The organism is Klebsiella sp. GW_Kp182, assembly GCF_040062275.1.
Taxonomy (GTDB): Bacteria; Pseudomonadota; Gammaproteobacteria; order Enterobacterales; family Enterobacteriaceae; genus Klebsiella; species Klebsiella michiganensis.
Map to the genome: position 1 here is coordinate 1 of NZ_JBEAFQ010000011.1, position 15005 is coordinate 15005.

Consider the following 15005-nt stretch of genomic DNA (forward strand, 5'->3'; position numbering starts at 1 on the left):
CACAGGTTGTGAACTCGAAGAGTAGGGCGGGACACGTGGTATCCTGTCTGAATATGGGGGGACCATCCTCCAAGGCTAAATACTCCTGACTGACCGATAGTGAACCAGTACCGTGAGGGAAAGGCGAAAAGAACCCCGGCGAGGGGAGTGAAAAAGAACCTGAAACCGTGTACGTACAAGCAGTAGGAGCCCACTAGTTGGGTGACTGCGTACCTTTTGTATAATGGGTCAGCGACTTATATTCTGTAGCAAGGTTAACCGTATAGGGGAGCCGCAGGGAAACCGAGTCTTAACTGGGCGTTAAGTTGCAGGGTATAGACCCGAAACCCGGTGATCTAGCCATGGGCAGGTTGAAGGTTGGGTAACACTAACTGGAGGACCGAACCGACTAATGTTGAAAAATTAGCGGATGACTTGTGGCTGGGGGTGAAAGGCCAATCAAACCGGGAGATAGCTGGTTCTCCCCGAAAGCTATTTAGGTAGCGCCTCGTGAACTCATCTTCGGGGGTAGAGCACTGTTTCGGCTAGGGGGTCATCCCGACTTACCAACCCGATGCAAACTACGAATACCGAAGAATGTTATCACGGGAGACACACGGCGGGTGCTAACGTCCGTCGTGAAGAGGGAAACAACCCAGACCGCCAGCTAAGGTCCCAAAGTCATGGTTAAGTGGGAAACGATGTGGGAAGGCCCAGACAGCCAGGATGTTGGCTTAGAAGCAGCCATCATTTAAAGAAAGCGTAATAGCTCACTGGTCGAGTCGGCCTGCGCGGAAGATGTAACGGGGCTAAACCATGCACCGAAGCTGCGGCAGCGACACTATGTGTTGTTGGGTAGGGGAGCGTTCTGTAAGCCGTTGAAGGTGGCCTGTGAGGGTTGCTGGAGGTATCAGAAGTGCGAATGCTGACATAAGTAACGATAATGCGGGTGAAAAACCCGCACGCCGGAAGACCAAGGGTTCCTGTCCAACGTTAATCGGGGCAGGGTGAGTCGACCCCTAAGGCGAGGCCGAAAGGCGTAGTCGATGGGAAACAGGTTAATATTCCTGTACTCGGTGTTACTGCGAAGGGGGGACGGAGAAGGCTATGTTGGCCGGGCGACGGTTGTCCCGGTTTAAGCATGTAGGCGGATGTTCCAGGTAAATCCGGAACGTTACTAACGCTGAGGTGTGATGACGAGGCACTACGGTGCTGAAGTGACAAATGCCCTGCTTCCAGGAAAAGCCTCTAAGCATCAGGTAACATCAAATCGTACCCCAAACCGACACAGGTGGTCAGGTAGAGAATACCAAGGCGCTTGAGAGAACTCGGGTGAAGGAACTAGGCAAAATGGTGCCGTAACTTCGGGAGAAGGCACGCTGATGGTAGGTGAAGTGACTTGCTCATGGAGCTGAAATCAGTCGAAGATACCAGCTGGCTGCAACTGTTTATTAAAAACACAGCACTGTGCAAACACGAAAGTGGACGTATACGGTGTGACGCCTGCCCGGTGCCGGAAGGTTAATTGATGGGGTTATCCGTAAGGAGAAGCTCTTGATCGAAGCCCCGGTAAACGGCGGCCGTAACTATAACGGTCCTAAGGTAGCGAAATTCCTTGTCGGGTAAGTTCCGACCTGCACGAATGGCGTAATGATGGCCAGGCTGTCTCCACCCGAGACTCAGTGAAATTGAACTCGCTGTGAAGATGCAGTGTACCCGCGGCAAGACGGAAAGACCCCGTGAACCTTTACTATAGCTTGACACTGAACACTGGTCCTTGATGTGTAGGATAGGTGGGAGGCTTTGAAGTGTGGACGCCAGTCTGCATGGAGCCATCCTTGAAATACCACCCTTTAATGGCTGGTGTTCTAACGTGGGCCCCTGATCGGGGTTGCGGACAGTGTCTGGTGGGTAGTTTGACTGGGGCGGTCTCCTCCTAAAGAGTAACGGAGGAGCACGAAGGTCAGCTAATCCTGGTCGGACATCAGGAGGTTAGTGCAATGGCATAAGCTGGCTTGACTGCGAGCGTGACGGCGCGAGCAGGTGCGAAAGCAGGTCATAGTGATCCGGTGGTTCTGAATGGAAGGGCCATCGCTCAACGGATAAAAGGTACTCCGGGGATAACAGGCTGATACCGCCCAAGAGTTCATATCGACGGCGGTGTTTGGCACCTCGATGTCGGCTCATCACATCCTGGGGCTGAAGTAGGTCCCAAGGGTATGGCTGTTCGCCATTTAAAGTGGTACGCGAGCTGGGTTTAGAACGTCGTGAGACAGTTCGGTCCCTATCTGCCGTGGGCGCTGGAGAATTGAGGGGGGCTGCTCCTAGTACGAGAGGACCGGAGTGGACGCATCACTGGTGTTCGGGTTGTCATGCCAATGGCATTGCCCGGTAGCTAAATGCGGAAGAGATAAGTGCTGAAAGCATCTAAGCACGAAACTTGCCCCGAGATGAGTTCTCCCTGACTCCCTGAGAGTCCTGAAGGAACGTTGAAGACGACGACGTTGATAGGCCGGGTGTGTAAGCGCAGCGATGCGTTGAGCTAACCGGTACTAATGAACCGTGAGGCTTAACCTTACAACGCCGAAGATGTTTTGGCGGACTGAGAAGACAACAATTTCAGCTTAGATTCAGAGTTGAGTACGCGATAAAGAATTGCGTACTGAGCACAAAGAATTTGCCTGGCGGCGATAGCGCGGTGGTCCCACCTGACCCCATGCCGAACTCAGAAGTGAAACGCCGTAGCGCCGATGGTAGTGTGGGGTCTCCCCATGTGAGAGTAGGGAACTGCCAGGCATCAAACAAGTGAAGAGCCCATCCTGACGGATGGGCTCTTTGCGTTTTTGTCGTCTGAACCGACCGGACATCGGTTTACCCATAAAACCCAACTCCGCGGTCATTTCTGCCTTTTACTCCCTGCTTTCATCCACATCTTCATAATAATAACCTGCCGGTTTTATGCGGGCTCTCTGTATAAATATACAGAAGATTCCACTAGCCACACTTCAGTCTTATGTACCAGGCTTATAACGTGTATCAGCCAGCCCGTGAGAAAATAATGGCCATTAAGCCTTTTAATTACCAGCAAGACTTTTCCAGCATCGATTTTCGCCAGCATCCGGAGTTTTATCAGGTAGGAAGAGGTGAACAGGGCGTGTTGTTGGTTGAACCCTATAAAAGCGAAATTCTTCCCTACTGGCGCTATAAAGATGAAGCATCGGCGATTGAATCTGCGAGGAAAATTTATCAGCTCTTCGAGTTCTATCGACAGCAGAATGATTTTGTCGGTATGGATATGGCGCGCAAATTTATTCAGATGGGCTACACCCGGGCAAGGCGTTATGCCAATTACAAAGGCGGTAAAAAATACGCGAAGGAGGGGCACCTGAATTCGCGAGGTAATGATCCTGTTAAGGCGGCAGCTGCGGCAGTTTTCAAACAATGGTGGGATAAGCTTCGTCAGGATGAAGATTATCTCCAGCGAAAAAAGAAACATCAGGCTCATTGGGGATAATTTTCAGCATCGATCTTCCCGCCCCACATAAATTTGTGCCGCAATATCGCCTGTATAAAAACCTGTTCTGGCCCGCTATTCACCATATTTCACTTTGCTAATCCTGAAGAATCTCCTTTTAATCGCGAAAACCTGCAGTACGAAAAAAAATGTGAATGGCATCACAAACTAAAAAATAACAATTATATAACATTTAATTTACTAATCGATTTGTCTGATTGAGCGGGGTCACCCGACGCGGCAGATTGCAGTCTTTGCTGGAGCAGAATTACAATGACAGAAAGCAGTATTAGCGAACGCGGATCCCAGGATCAGGGTGATACCCGGCGCCGTATATGGGCAATTGTGGGGGCGTCATCAGGGAATTTGGTGGAATGGTTTGATTTCTACGTCTATTCATTTTGCTCACTCTACTTTGCGCACATCTTCTTTCCTTCTGGCAACACCACTACGCAATTGTTACAAACTGCAGGGGTATTTGCGGCGGGTTTTCTGATGCGTCCGATCGGGGGATGGATATTCGGGCGCATTGCCGATCGTCGTGGACGTAAAACCTCTATGCTTATCTCCGTATGCATGATGTGTTTTGGTTCACTGGTGATTGCCTGCCTGCCGGGTTATGCAACGATAGGGACCTGGGCCCCGGCTCTGCTGCTACTTGCACGCCTGTTCCAGGGCCTGTCCGTTGGCGGAGAATACGGTACCAGCGCGACCTATATGAGCGAAGTCGCGGTGGAAGGAAAGAAAGGTTTCTATGCCTCATTTCAATACGTCACGCTGATTGGTGGGCAACTTCTGGCCGTGCTTGTTGTGGTTGCCTTGCAGCAGATCCTCAGCGATGAAGAGCTTCATGCCTGGGGATGGCGTATCCCGTTTGCTCTTGGCGCAGTCCTGGCTATTGTTGCCCTGTGGCTGAGACGACAGCTGGACGAAACGTCTAAACAGGAAACGCGCGCGTTAAAAGAAGCGGGATCGTTTAAAGGATTATGGCGTAACCGTAAGGCATTTATCATGGTGCTCGGATTCACTGCCGCAGGGTCGTTAAGCTTTTATACCTTTACAACCTATATGCAGAAATATCTGGTCAACACCGCAGGCATGAGCGCGGGTACCGCCAGCATGATTATGACCGCTGCCTTATTTGTTTATATGCTTGTTCAGCCGCTTTTCGGCGCGCTTTCGGATAAGATTGGCCGCCGGACCTCAATGCTCTGTTTTGGCGTACTCGTCACCGTCTTCACTGTCCCGATTCTCAATGCATTACAGAACGTGAGTTCACCGTATGCGGCATTTGCTTTAGTGATATGCGCCCTGTTGATAGTAAGCTTCTATACCTCAATCAGCGGCATTCTGAAGGCCGAAATGTTTCCGGCTCAGGTTCGTGCCCTGGGGGTTGGACTCTCTTATGCGGTGGCCAATGCGCTATTTGGCGGCTCGGCAGAGTATGTCGCGCTGTCGCTAAAATCAGCGGGAATTGAGCACGCCTTTTACTGGTACGTGACCGTCATGGGAGCGATTGCCTTCCTGGTCTCCCTGACGCTGCATCGTAAAGGCAAGGGGCTACGTTTGTAGCATTACTGATGTGCCAGCTGCCATACCGCATAGCCGGTAGTGGCACCTGCCACATCCCAGGCAAAATCTTTCCAGCTCCAGCCGCTCCCTGACGGGCGGCTGTCCCATAGCTCCTTCGATGCCCCTAAGCTCACGGAAAACATAAAGCCTATAGCGGCACTCCGGTCGCGGCTATAGCCCTGATGCTGGGCATATTCGTTGCCTGCGGCGGAAAGCATGGCTGAGGCGAGGAAGTGTTGGGCTTTATCCTGGCCGCTCCATGAATCATTAGCCATATGGCTGCAGCCAGTCAGTAATAATAGTGGGGCAATAAGCATGATGACGCGCATACTAATTCCAGAAAAAGCCCCGCAGGGCGGGGCGTGAATTCAGAGAATACGGCTGATAAGGCGGTCGATTCGGATACGTCGCAGACGCCTGATCAGTTTGCGTACCTTTATCGGGTAATCGGCAATACTTTGTAGATCGCGATAGTGCTGAACGATCGTAGTATGTTTGCGGATGAGATTGAGCTCTTTTTCACGCATTGCGCCGAGCTGGTGTTTTGGATCGTGGATAAGTATCGCGTTTTCCAAATCCAGCCGCCATGCGCGCGGGTTCAGGTTATTGCCGGTCAGCAGCATCCATTCGTCATCAACCCACATGCCTTTCAGGTGGTAGCTGTTATCGTCGTCCTTCCATAAACGGACAATCAGCTGATCGGTATTGACATAATACTGCAGTCGGCTCAGGAAGCGTCGCAGATTGATTTCGTAAAGATAGGGCAGCGCGCCGATAATTTTAAACGGCTGATCTTCCGGAATATAGAAATCATTAGCGGTTTTATCACCAACGATAATTTCGACTTTCTTCCCGCTACGCAGCAGCTGGATGATATTACGTACCAGCAGAGCGGGCAGGTTGAAATAGGGGGTGCAGATAGTCAGCTTATGCTCAGCGCAGGGCATCAGATGAAAAATGGTTTTATTCAGCAGACTCGTCTTCCCGAGGCCCACTAACGGAGTGACCGACAGCTGGTCATCGTCAGCATTGCCGATAAAATGATAGCTGCTATCGCGGAGCTCCTGGCGATACTGGCGGATGTCATTTTTGATTTCCGGACTTTTTGGCCGATCGGCCCTGTCAAGGCGGTTAACGCCACGCCCTTGCACCAGGTTATTCTCAACCCAGTCGAACATCACATCAGCCATTTTACCATTGCGAATACACTGGTAGCGGTCGTAGCGATACTTATCGTGTTGATGCAGGTAAACATCATTCAGACTGGCGCCGCTGTAGAGAACGCTGTCATCAATGATAAAACCTTTGAAGTGGAGGACGCCGAGCGCTTCCCGGGTATTGACCGGAACGCCATAAACCGGGATATCGACACCGGGATTTTCCTGCGCCATGCGGCAGTACCAGTCGGCATTGGTGTTTGACGCCGCTACGCCAATACGCCCGCGCTGGGCGCGATGCCAGTCGACCAACACCTGAACATCTAATTCGGGACGCTGACGCTTAGCGTCATAGAGCGCCTGCAAAATTCCTTTGCCGCCATCATCCTGTTCCAGATAAAGCGCAATGATACAAATACGCTGGGTGGCTTGAGCTATCCTGGCCAGTAACGCTTGCCGAAAATCTGCCGGAGCGTAAAAGAACTCGATATCATCAACTGACTGAGAAAGCTTAGGGAGTTGGGCAAGGTGTTGTTGATGTTTATTGCGTTTAAATTTTGACAACATCACAGTGCGTTTCTTCTCTGTTTATTGAAGGGTCTTCTGTACCATGCAGACGACGTAAGCGGGCAATAATACCATTACTACCCGTTAAAGTAGTCAACAATTGCGGCCAGCCGTTTGTAATTGCTCAGGTACAAGCTGTAGAGACAAACTGACAATTCCATCTTCAAGCTGAATATCAACCGAGAATCCTAGCTTTCTGGCGAGTTCGATCATGCCTTTATTATTCGGCATGGTAATGCCATTCAAACGCTGCAGGCCGTGGTTTTGCGTGTAGACAATCAGCTTTTCCAGGAGCTTACGGCCTAACCCCATACCCTTCAGGTCGGAGCGCACCAGTACAGCAAACTCGGCATCGATATTATCCGGATCGGAGATCGCTCGCGTTACGCCGAGGATCTCGTTCCCCTCGGCGGTGGTGCGCACAGCAACAAAGGCCATTTCTCGATCGTAGTCGATCTGCGTCATATTGGCTAAATCATCATGAGTAAATTCGTTGATTTCGCTGAAGTAACGATAATAAAGATCTTCTTTCGTGACCTGAGCGATAAAGGCCATAAGCTGCGGCTCATCTTCCGGGAGGATGGGACGGAAAAGACAGCGTTCACCATTCTTCATCACCACCCACTCCTCCTGCTGCTGAGGGTAAGGGCGTATGGCCAGGCGACTTTCACTATCGCCGGTAAACGGTGCGAGAGTTAACGTGACATCAAGCGCGGTAAACTCGTGGCCGGAAGCCAGAAGAGGATGAATATCCAGGCGCTGTATTTCCGGACAGTCGACGATCAAATTCGATACCTGTACCAGAAGCTGGCTCAGGCCAGGAATATCGAGAGGGCGCAGCGCGCTGCGGCCGCGCACTTTTTTACTTTTGATGGCCTGGATAACCAGATAGCGCGCAAGGTTCATATTCAGCGGCGGGAGCGCGACGGCGGCCTGATCCTCAGCCCGCCATTCGACGCCGCCTTCCCCCAGCATGATCAGCGGCCCAAAAACCGGATCGTGCTCAACGACAACCCGCAGCTCCTGTGCCCCGGCGCGATTAGCCATGCTTTGCACCAGCAGCCCGTGAATACGCGCCTGAGGCCAGGTCATTTTGACGCGATCTATAATCGCGTCCGCGGCCTGCTGTACCTCGGTAGCCGTGCGCAGATAAAGCATAACCCCCTGAACTTCCGACTTGTGCGGAATATCAGGCGAGCGCAGCTTCAGAGCGACGGGGTAGCCAATCTGCTCGGCAATATGTACAGCCTCGGCGCTATCAGCGGCAATCCACGTCGGCAGGGTATGAATACCGTAAGCGTGCAGAACGGGGCTCACTTCATGGGTATCCAGCGACGTTGCGCCTTCATTCATTGCCCGTTGCAGCAGGTTGTACGCTTCGGCAGCGTTAGTGGTTAACGAATCTGACAGGACCGGGGTTTCCCTGAGCTGTTTCTGGTTACGCCGGTACTCCACCATGTGCATAAAAGCGGTAATGGTTCCTTCAGGCGTTCGATAGGTCGGCAGCCCCGCATCGCTAAACAGGCGCCGGGCTTCTTGTGAAGAGAACTCACCGCACCAGTTGGTAAGAACCGTAACGTATTTGCCGCGCGGGTGGCGCTTCAGGGCGTCAATCAGCGCCAGCGCGCTCTCTGTTCCCGGTGCGGCAGCGCTGGGAGAGTGGATCACCAGCAGCGCATCGTAGTCATGGCTATCCAGCAGTACGTTCAACGCTTTGAGGTAATGCTCGCTGCTGGCGTCATCGCGGAGATCCAGCGGGTTGGCAATATCGATGGTTTCAGGTAATGCCTGACGGAGAGCGCTGCTGGTCTCTTCGCTGAGCGCGGCGAGTTTGCCGTTACGCAGCCAGAGCTCATCCAGCGCCAGCGCAGCCGGAGCGGCGCCGTTGCTGATTATCATCAGTTTCTCGCCGCGCAGCGGGCGCATGTGGCTGAGGGTTTCGACCGCTGAGAACAGCTCGTGCGTGTCCTGTACGCGCAATAAACCTGCGCGCTGAATAGCGGCGTCCCAGGCCGGATCCATGCCAGAGTTGACGTGCAGAAGCTTCTGCGCAGCCGGACTGCGTCCGCTTTTTATCACCAGGATCGGCTTATTACGCGATGCGCTACGGGCCGCAGAGACAAAACGACGGGCATCGCTGAGGTGTTCGAGATAAAGCAAAATGGCGCTGGTTTTACTATCGCGAGCGAGGAAATCAAGCAGGTCATCAACGTCGATGTCCAGACTATCCCCCAGCGCAATAAAGTAAGAAAAACCCATCTCGCGCTGCTGGGCCCAGTCGAGGATGGTATTGGAGACCGCCGCCGATTGCGAAATAAACGCCAGTTTGCCGCGATGAATAGGCACCGGCGAAAAGCTGGCGTTGAGGCCCTGCCACGGCGCAAGCAGGCCAAGGCTGTTAGGGCCGAGCAGACGCATCTGGTAGCGGGAGGCGCATTCAAGCAGCGCGGGATACTGTTCGGGGATGGAGGAGAGAATGATGCAGGTTTTGCACCCTTTTTGCCCCAGCGCTTCCAGCAGCTCAAGATTTCGGCGGGCGTTAGTACAAAGCACGGCGAGATCGGGCGTGAAGGGCAGACTGTCGACGTCAGGCCAGGCCAGTACGCCCTGAACCGCTTTCCACGCTGGCGTTACGGGGAGAACGGGGCCGCTAAATCCGCCCGCCAGCAGGTTGCGCATCATCAGATAACCGGCGCGCTGTGGTTTCATTGATGCGCCAATAACGGCGATCGACTTTGGCCGCAGCAATGCTTCCAGGCCTCGTTGGCTCATACCGGTCTCCTTTGATCCCCAGTGACCGAATGATTTTAAACGTTTTCTGTCAGTTGTGCTGTGATACTGCCCTTATGCTGAGTTTTTCCTGCCAGGTAGCGCGCTCTGAATAAGCTGAAGTGCTCGCTAAGGGCCGTGGCTGCGCTTTCATCCCCCGCGAGATCCAGCAGCGCAATCGCGACTTCGGCAGTACAGTATTGGCCTTCTGCGTGAGCTTCCCGCAGGTGATAAGTGGAGATACGCGACAGATCGACGGAAATCATCGGCAGCGCGTCAAGCCAGGGGCTTTTACGGAACATTTTTCGCGCTTCGGGCCAGGTGCCGTCGAGCATAATAAACAGCGGTGGTTTACCCGGGGGCGGTGAATCAAGTACCTGACGCTCTGGGCCAGCATAAGAGGCAGGAAAAACCACCATCGGCTGATATTGCGCGTCGGCGACGAGATCGAGAAGCGCCTGCGGCGGTTCGGTTCGTGACCACTGAAAGGCCTCCGTATCCGGCAGGATATCGGCAATCAGGCGACCGGTATTGCTGGGCTTCATTGGCTCGGTATCGAACATCACCAGGCAAAAACGGCTGGCGGCAGCAGCCGGCTTGAGGGTGGCGCAGAGGCACTGCTTCAACGGCAGCAAGCAACGCTGGCAGCGGTGGATACGGTTGCCGCGAGCAAGAAAAGGCCGGGTGGCGCGCGCGAGGCGTTCGGCGCGAAGGCGAAGGACGGCGTTATCAGTCATGGGGATCGCTAAGAAAAAACGCCATTGTCGCAGAGGAGAAAACGGGGCACAAGCGGTGCCCCGTGAGGTTTACTGCTGGCCTGCTTCGTTTAGCCAGCTATCGAAAGGTGCTTTAGGTACGGCACCATTGAGCATGTCGATAACTTCGCCATTTTTAAACATCATAATGGTCGGGATGCTGCGAATGCGGAAGCGAGCGCTCAGTTCACGCTCCATCTCGGTATTCACTTTCACGAAACGCATTTCGCCGCTGCGTTCTTCAGCCACATCTTCAAAGATTGGCGCAAAGTTACGGCAGGGGCCACACCACGGCGCCCAGAAATCAACAACCACGGGCAGATCGTCCTTCAGCAGTTTATCCAGCGTTGCCCCGGTCGCGTTGATCACATCGCCATCAAAAAGATCGTGACCGCAGCGCCCGCATTTCGCGCCATCGGCGCTACGATCGTCGGGGATGCGGTTCAGAGCCTGACAACTGGCACAAACGGTATTCATAACTAACCTCTGGTTATGGGTTGCAGCGCGGCACGTGGCCGATTTGTTTCTGTAATGTTACATATTATCGATGCACTGCGAATAAAGGACAATGAGTTTTATTCAATGAATACGATAGACTCAGGCTTTTAAATGAAATAATGGCTAAGTGATGGCACATCGGGTAATCTGCGCGCTTCGCGCAGCGCAGGTGGAGAAAATGAATGAGCGACGACGAACTGAAAAATAAAAGCGGCAAGGTCAAAGTGATGTATGTCCGCAGTGATGATGATTCTGACCGACGTACCCATAACCCGCGTACCGGGAAGGGCGGGGGACGTCCAGGAAAGTCTCGTGTTGACGGTCGTAACCGCCCCGCGCGCGATGAAAAAGAGAGCCGCGGTGGCGATCGTAAACGTGACGATCGCAAGCGTGAAGGCTTTGGCGGCGAGGGCTCCTCTCCGTGGCGTACCGTATCCCGCGCGCCGGGCGATGAGGCGCCGGTAAAAGCGGATCACGGCGGGATCAGCGGAAAAAGCTTTATCGATCCTGAAGTGCTGCGCCGCCAGCGCGCGGAAGAAACCCGCGTTTATGGTGAAAACGCCTGCCAGGCGCTGTTCCAGAGCCGTCCGGACGCCATCGTTCGCGCCTGGTTTATCCAGAGCGTGACCCCGCGCTTCAAAGAAGCTCTGCGCTGGATGGCGGCGAATCGTAAAGCCTATCACGTGGTCGATGAAGCAGAGCTGGCGAAAGCGTCCGGCACTGAACACCACGGCGGGGTTTGCTTCCTGATTAAAAAGCGCCACGGCACTTCCGTTGAGCAGTGGGTGGCTAAAGCCGACGCTGAAGATTGTGTTCTGGCGCTGGAAGATGTCGGCAACCCGCACAACCTCGGCGCGATTATGCGCAGCTGCGCGCACTTTGGCGTCAAAGGCGTGATTGTGCAGGATGCCGGCGTTATGGAGTCCGGCGCCGCGATTCGTACTGCGGAAGGCGGCGCGGAGCACGTTGAGCCGATTACGGGCGACAGCTTCATCGATACGCTCGAGCGCTTCCGTAAAGCGGGCTACGCGATTGTTTCTACTTCCAGCCATAACGGGACTCCGCTGTTCAAAGCCGAGCTGCCGAAGAAAATGGTGCTGGTGTTAGGGCAGGAGAGTGACGGTCTTTCTGACGCCGCTATCTCCAGCGCCGATCTGAACATCGCGATTGAAGGCACCGGCAACGTTGAAAGCCTGAACGTGTCCGTAGCAACCGGCGTGCTGCTGGCTGAATGGTGGCGGCAGAACAAGGCGTAACACCTTGTCTCAGAGTCAAAATGCCAGCGTAATGCTGGCATTTTCATTTTCAGAGCTATTCGCTTTCAGCCGGTAGCCTGGGCAGCCAGTCAATGGGCGCTTCGCCGCGTTCGGTCAGCCACTGATTCGCCTGCACGAAATGATTACTGCCAAAGAACCCGCGGTGGGCGGAGAGGGGCGACGGGTGCGGCGCTTTGAGCACGCAGTGGCGCTGGCGATCGATTATCGCGCCTTTCTTCTGCGCATGCGAACCCCACAGCAGAAAGACGACGCCTTCCCGATGCTGGTTAATCAGCGAAATGACTTTATCAGTAAAGGTTTCCCAACCGAGGCTGGCGTGAGAGTGCGCTTGTCCGGCACGTACCGTTAATACGGTATTGAGCAGCAACACGCCCTGGCGCGCCCAGCTTTCGAGATAACCGTGAGTCGGGCGCTGAAAGCCTGGTATCGTCCCTTCCAGTTCCTTGTACATATTCAGCAGCGATGGCGGGATCTGAATGCCCGGTAGAACCGAGAAGGCGAGGCCGTGCGCCTGCCCTGGTCCGTGGTAAGGATCCTGGCCGAGAATCACCACTTTAACGTCGCTTAGCTCAGTATAACGAAACGCGTTAAAGACATCTTTTTGCGGGGGATAGATGGTGATTCCCGATTGCCGCTCGTCAGCAACGGTTTTCAGGGTATTAACAAAATAGGGTTGCTGCTTCTCTTCTGCCAGCACGTCATGCCAGGTTAATGGGGCGGTCATTTTGCTCTCCTGCAAAGTGTCATTGCCATAGCTTAACTGCATCTTTCAACATCACAAAATTTGCCCCACGCGATTGACGCTCTTTATGCAAAAAAAATTGAAAACTTACAAATTTATTTGGTAGGCGGCATGGCGTAACTTGATGTAAAACAATAATATCCACCTATGACCACTTTTGCGATGTGGTTTTTGTTGATTTAAATCAAAGAATGCCGGGTGTACGGCTGATATATATACACTCATAGAACAATGGTTTTACCAATTGGCCGCGAAGGCCAATAATCGAACAAACCCTGCCTGGGAGGCATAAAATGATTACTGGTATCCAAATTACTAAAGCTGCAAACGACGACCTGCTGAACTCTTTCTGGCTGCTGGATAGCGAAAAAGGCGAAGCCCGCTGCCTGTGCGCGAAAGCCGGTTTTGCTGAAGATGACGTGGTTGCAGTGAGCAATCTGGGTGAAATCGAATACCGTGAAATCCCGGTAGACGTGAAGCCTGAAGTCCGCGTTGAAGGCGGTCAGCACCTGAACGTTAACGTGCTGCGTCGCGAAACTCTGCTGGACGCGGTTGAACATCCGGAAAAATACCCGCAGCTGACCATTCGCGTGTCTGGCTATGCGGTACGCTTTAACTCTCTGACTCCGGAACAGCAGCGCGACGTTATCGCCCGTACTTTTACTGAAAGCCTGTAAGATTCCGTTTTAATGTGAAAACGCCGGGATATCCCGGCGTTTTTTTTACTCTTCGTTTGACTTCTGCGGAGCATCCGCTGCGCTTGGTTTACGACGCTTACCAATGTTTTTGGTATCGCGATGGCGTTTTTTCACGCGCGGTTTCTCTTTTTCTTTCTCTTTCTTCTCTGCACGCTTGGCTAAAACCTTCTTGGAAGGTTTACCGGTTTGCTTCTCGCTGGGTGCGCGAGTGGTCGGGCGCAGTTCATCGATGACGCGGGCTTTTAACGGCTCTTCAATATAGCGGCCAATTTTACCCAGCAGCAGATGGTCGTGGGCTTCGACCAGAGAGATGGCCGTTCCCTTTTTACCCGCGCGTCCGGTACGACCGATACGGTGCAGATAGATGTCGGCCGTGCGCGGCAAGTCGAAGTTGAAAACGTGACTGACGTCCGCGATGTCGATCCCGCGCGCGGCAACGTCGGTGGCGATTAACACGTTAATACGGCCATCGGTCAGGCGGCTAATCGCTTCATTACGTTTTGCCTGTACCATCTCGCCTTCCAGCCAGCAGGTGTTGATACCCACTTCACGCAGCCAGCCCGCCAGCTCATGCACGCGCTCGCGCTTACGGACGAAGACGATAGAACGCGTCGCTTCCGGCTGCTTTAGCAGATGGACCAGCAGCGCGGTCTTATGCTTGACGTCATCGGCGCGGTAATACCACTGGTGAATCTTTTTACGCTCGCGGGTGGAGGGAGTCGCAGAGACTTCCACCGGTTCTTCCAGCAGACGCTCAGCAAAATCTTTAATGGCGTCACCTTCGAGGGTGGCGGAGAACAGCATGGTCTGCTTACGCCAGCGGGTTTCACCGGCAATGTGTTCGATATCCTGCGCGAAGCCCATGTCCAGCATGCGGTCCGCTTCATCAAGGATCAGCGTTTCAACGGCGCGGCAATCAAAGTTTTCTTCTTTAATATATTGCAGCAGGCGACCGGTCGTGGCGACCACGATGTCCTGGTTCTCGCTGAACACTTCAGCATGGTTCATATAGGCGACACCGCCGGTGATCGTGGCGATATCCAGATGAGTATGTTTTGCCAGCTCACGCGCATGGTCGGCAACCTGCATCGCCAGTTCGCGCGTGGGGGTCAGGATAAGAATGCGCGGCGGACCAGACTTCTTGCGCGGAAAATCGAGCAGATGCTGCAACGCTGGCAGGAGATACGCCGCCGTTTTACCGGTGCCGGTCGGGGCTGAACCGAGAATATCACGGCCATCAAGCGCAGGCGGAATAGCGGCGGCCTGAATGGCTGTCGGGCGTGTGAAACCTTTATCCTGGAGGGCGTCCAGCAGGTTTTCGTCGAGTTCAAGTTCGGAAAAAGTCGTTACAGTCATGATCTACCTCTGAGTGGACCGCCGATTATAGACGTTACGGACGCAATGTTCATCTGTTTGTAAGGCTATCTGTTCTCCGGTATTGTGCATAGCCTTAAGCTCAGGAGTTTTTTGCCCGCAA

11 protein-coding genes and 2 rRNA genes are annotated in these 15005 nt (G+C 53.6%); 6 read left to right on the forward strand and 7 right to left on the reverse strand.

Annotation, left to right across the window (positions count from 1 at the left end; all coding sequences use genetic code 11):
• From ABLU88_RS12550 to ABLU88_RS12565, 4 genes are all read left to right on the forward strand, one after another.
• Positions 1-2556 (forward strand): 23S ribosomal RNA (locus tag ABLU88_RS12550); the annotation flags it as partial.
• Positions 2557-2659: 103 nt separating this feature from the next.
• Positions 2660-2775: ribosomal RNA gene (gene rrf / locus ABLU88_RS12555) — 5S ribosomal RNA — on the forward strand.
• A gap of 262 nt (positions 2776-3037) precedes the next feature.
• Positions 3038-3493, forward strand: a complete 456-nt coding sequence (locus ABLU88_RS12560) for a DUF4385 domain-containing protein (RefSeq protein ID WP_014230413.1) — start codon at positions 3038-3040, stop codon at positions 3491-3493.
• A 273-nt stretch (positions 3494-3766) separates the two neighbouring features.
• On the forward strand, positions 3767-5065 hold the full coding sequence (locus ABLU88_RS12565; RefSeq protein WP_004853296.1) for an MFS transporter: 1299 nt from the start codon (positions 3767-3769) through the stop codon (positions 5063-5065).
• A 2-nt stretch (positions 5066-5067) separates the two neighbouring features.
• Here ABLU88_RS12565 and ABLU88_RS12570 read toward each other — a convergent pair whose 3' ends face one another.
• The 5 genes from ABLU88_RS12570 to trxC form a co-directional block, all read right to left on the reverse strand.
• The gene (locus ABLU88_RS12570; RefSeq protein ID WP_014839230.1) at positions 5068-5394 is read right to left on the reverse strand and encodes a YfiM family lipoprotein; all 327 of its coding nucleotides are present in this window, start codon (positions 5392-5394) and stop codon (positions 5068-5070) included.
• Between the two features lie 39 nt (positions 5395-5433).
• On the reverse strand, positions 5434-6789 hold the full coding sequence (gene pssA, locus ABLU88_RS12575; protein WP_014230410.1) for a CDP-diacylglycerol--serine O-phosphatidyltransferase: 1356 nt from the start codon (positions 6787-6789) through the stop codon (positions 5434-5436).
• Positions 6790-6882: 93 nt separating this feature from the next.
• Entirely contained in the window at positions 6883-9561 is a 2679-nt protein-coding gene (pat, locus tag ABLU88_RS12580; RefSeq protein WP_348836659.1) for a protein lysine acetyltransferase, read from the reverse strand.
• Between the two features lie 35 nt (positions 9562-9596).
• Positions 9597-10295, reverse strand: coding sequence for a tRNA-uridine aminocarboxypropyltransferase (locus tag ABLU88_RS12585; protein WP_316533971.1), 699 nt, complete (start codon positions 10293-10295; stop codon positions 9597-9599).
• 69 nt (positions 10296-10364) lie between these two features.
• Complete coding sequence (gene trxC / locus ABLU88_RS12590; protein WP_004104599.1) at positions 10365-10790, reverse strand: thioredoxin TrxC; 426 nt, start codon at positions 10788-10790, stop codon at positions 10365-10367.
• A 203-nt stretch (positions 10791-10993) separates the two neighbouring features.
• Between trxC and ABLU88_RS12595 the strand changes: the two genes are divergently transcribed.
• Entirely contained in the window at positions 10994-12067 is a 1074-nt protein-coding gene (locus ABLU88_RS12595) for a tRNA/rRNA methyltransferase (RefSeq protein WP_004123719.1), read from the forward strand.
• 55 nt (positions 12068-12122) lie between these two features.
• Here ABLU88_RS12595 and ung read toward each other — a convergent pair whose 3' ends face one another.
• A complete protein-coding gene (gene ung / locus ABLU88_RS12600) occupies positions 12123-12812 on the reverse strand; it encodes a uracil-DNA glycosylase (RefSeq protein WP_014230405.1) in 690 nt (229 codons plus the stop codon).
• A gap of 311 nt (positions 12813-13123) precedes the next feature.
• Between ung and grcA the strand changes: the two genes are divergently transcribed.
• On the forward strand, positions 13124-13507 hold the full coding sequence (gene grcA, locus ABLU88_RS12605; protein WP_004104596.1) for an autonomous glycyl radical cofactor GrcA: 384 nt from the start codon (positions 13124-13126) through the stop codon (positions 13505-13507).
• Positions 13508-13552: 45 nt separating this feature from the next.
• Here grcA and srmB read toward each other — a convergent pair whose 3' ends face one another.
• The gene (gene srmB / locus ABLU88_RS12610; RefSeq protein ID WP_316533969.1) at positions 13553-14884 is read right to left on the reverse strand and encodes an ATP-dependent RNA helicase SrmB; all 1332 of its coding nucleotides are present in this window, start codon (positions 14882-14884) and stop codon (positions 13553-13555) included.
• Between the last annotated feature and the right edge of the window lie 121 nt (positions 14885-15005).

Coding starts and splice junctions, on each gene's coding strand:
- ABLU88_RS12560 (WP_014230413.1), top strand. CDS start 3,038: ATGGCCATTAAGCCTTTTAATTACCAGCAAGACTTTTCCAGCATCGAT.
- ABLU88_RS12565 (WP_004853296.1), top strand. CDS start 3,767: ATGACAGAAAGCAGTATTAGCGAACGCGGATCCCAGGATCAGGGTGAT.
- ABLU88_RS12570 (WP_014839230.1), bottom strand. CDS start 5,394: ATGCGCGTCATCATGCTTATTGCCCCACTATTATTACTGACTGGCTGC.
- pssA (WP_014230410.1), bottom strand. CDS start 6,789: ATGTTGTCAAAATTTAAACGCAATAAACATCAACAACACCTTGCCCAA.
- pat (WP_348836659.1), bottom strand. CDS start 9,561: ATGAGCCAACGAGGCCTGGAAGCATTGCTGCGGCCAAAGTCGATCGCC.
- ABLU88_RS12585 (WP_316533971.1), bottom strand. CDS start 10,295: ATGACTGATAACGCCGTCCTTCGCCTTCGCGCCGAACGCCTCGCGCGC.
- trxC (WP_004104599.1), bottom strand. CDS start 10,790: ATGAATACCGTTTGTGCCAGTTGTCAGGCTCTGAACCGCATCCCCGAC.
- ABLU88_RS12595 (WP_004123719.1), top strand. CDS start 10,994: ATGAGCGACGACGAACTGAAAAATAAAAGCGGCAAGGTCAAAGTGATG.
- ung (WP_014230405.1), bottom strand. CDS start 12,812: ATGACCGCCCCATTAACCTGGCATGACGTGCTGGCAGAAGAGAAGCAG.
- grcA (WP_004104596.1), top strand. CDS start 13,124: ATGATTACTGGTATCCAAATTACTAAAGCTGCAAACGACGACCTGCTG.
- srmB (WP_316533969.1), bottom strand. CDS start 14,884: ATGACTGTAACGACTTTTTCCGAACTTGAACTCGACGAAAACCTGCTG.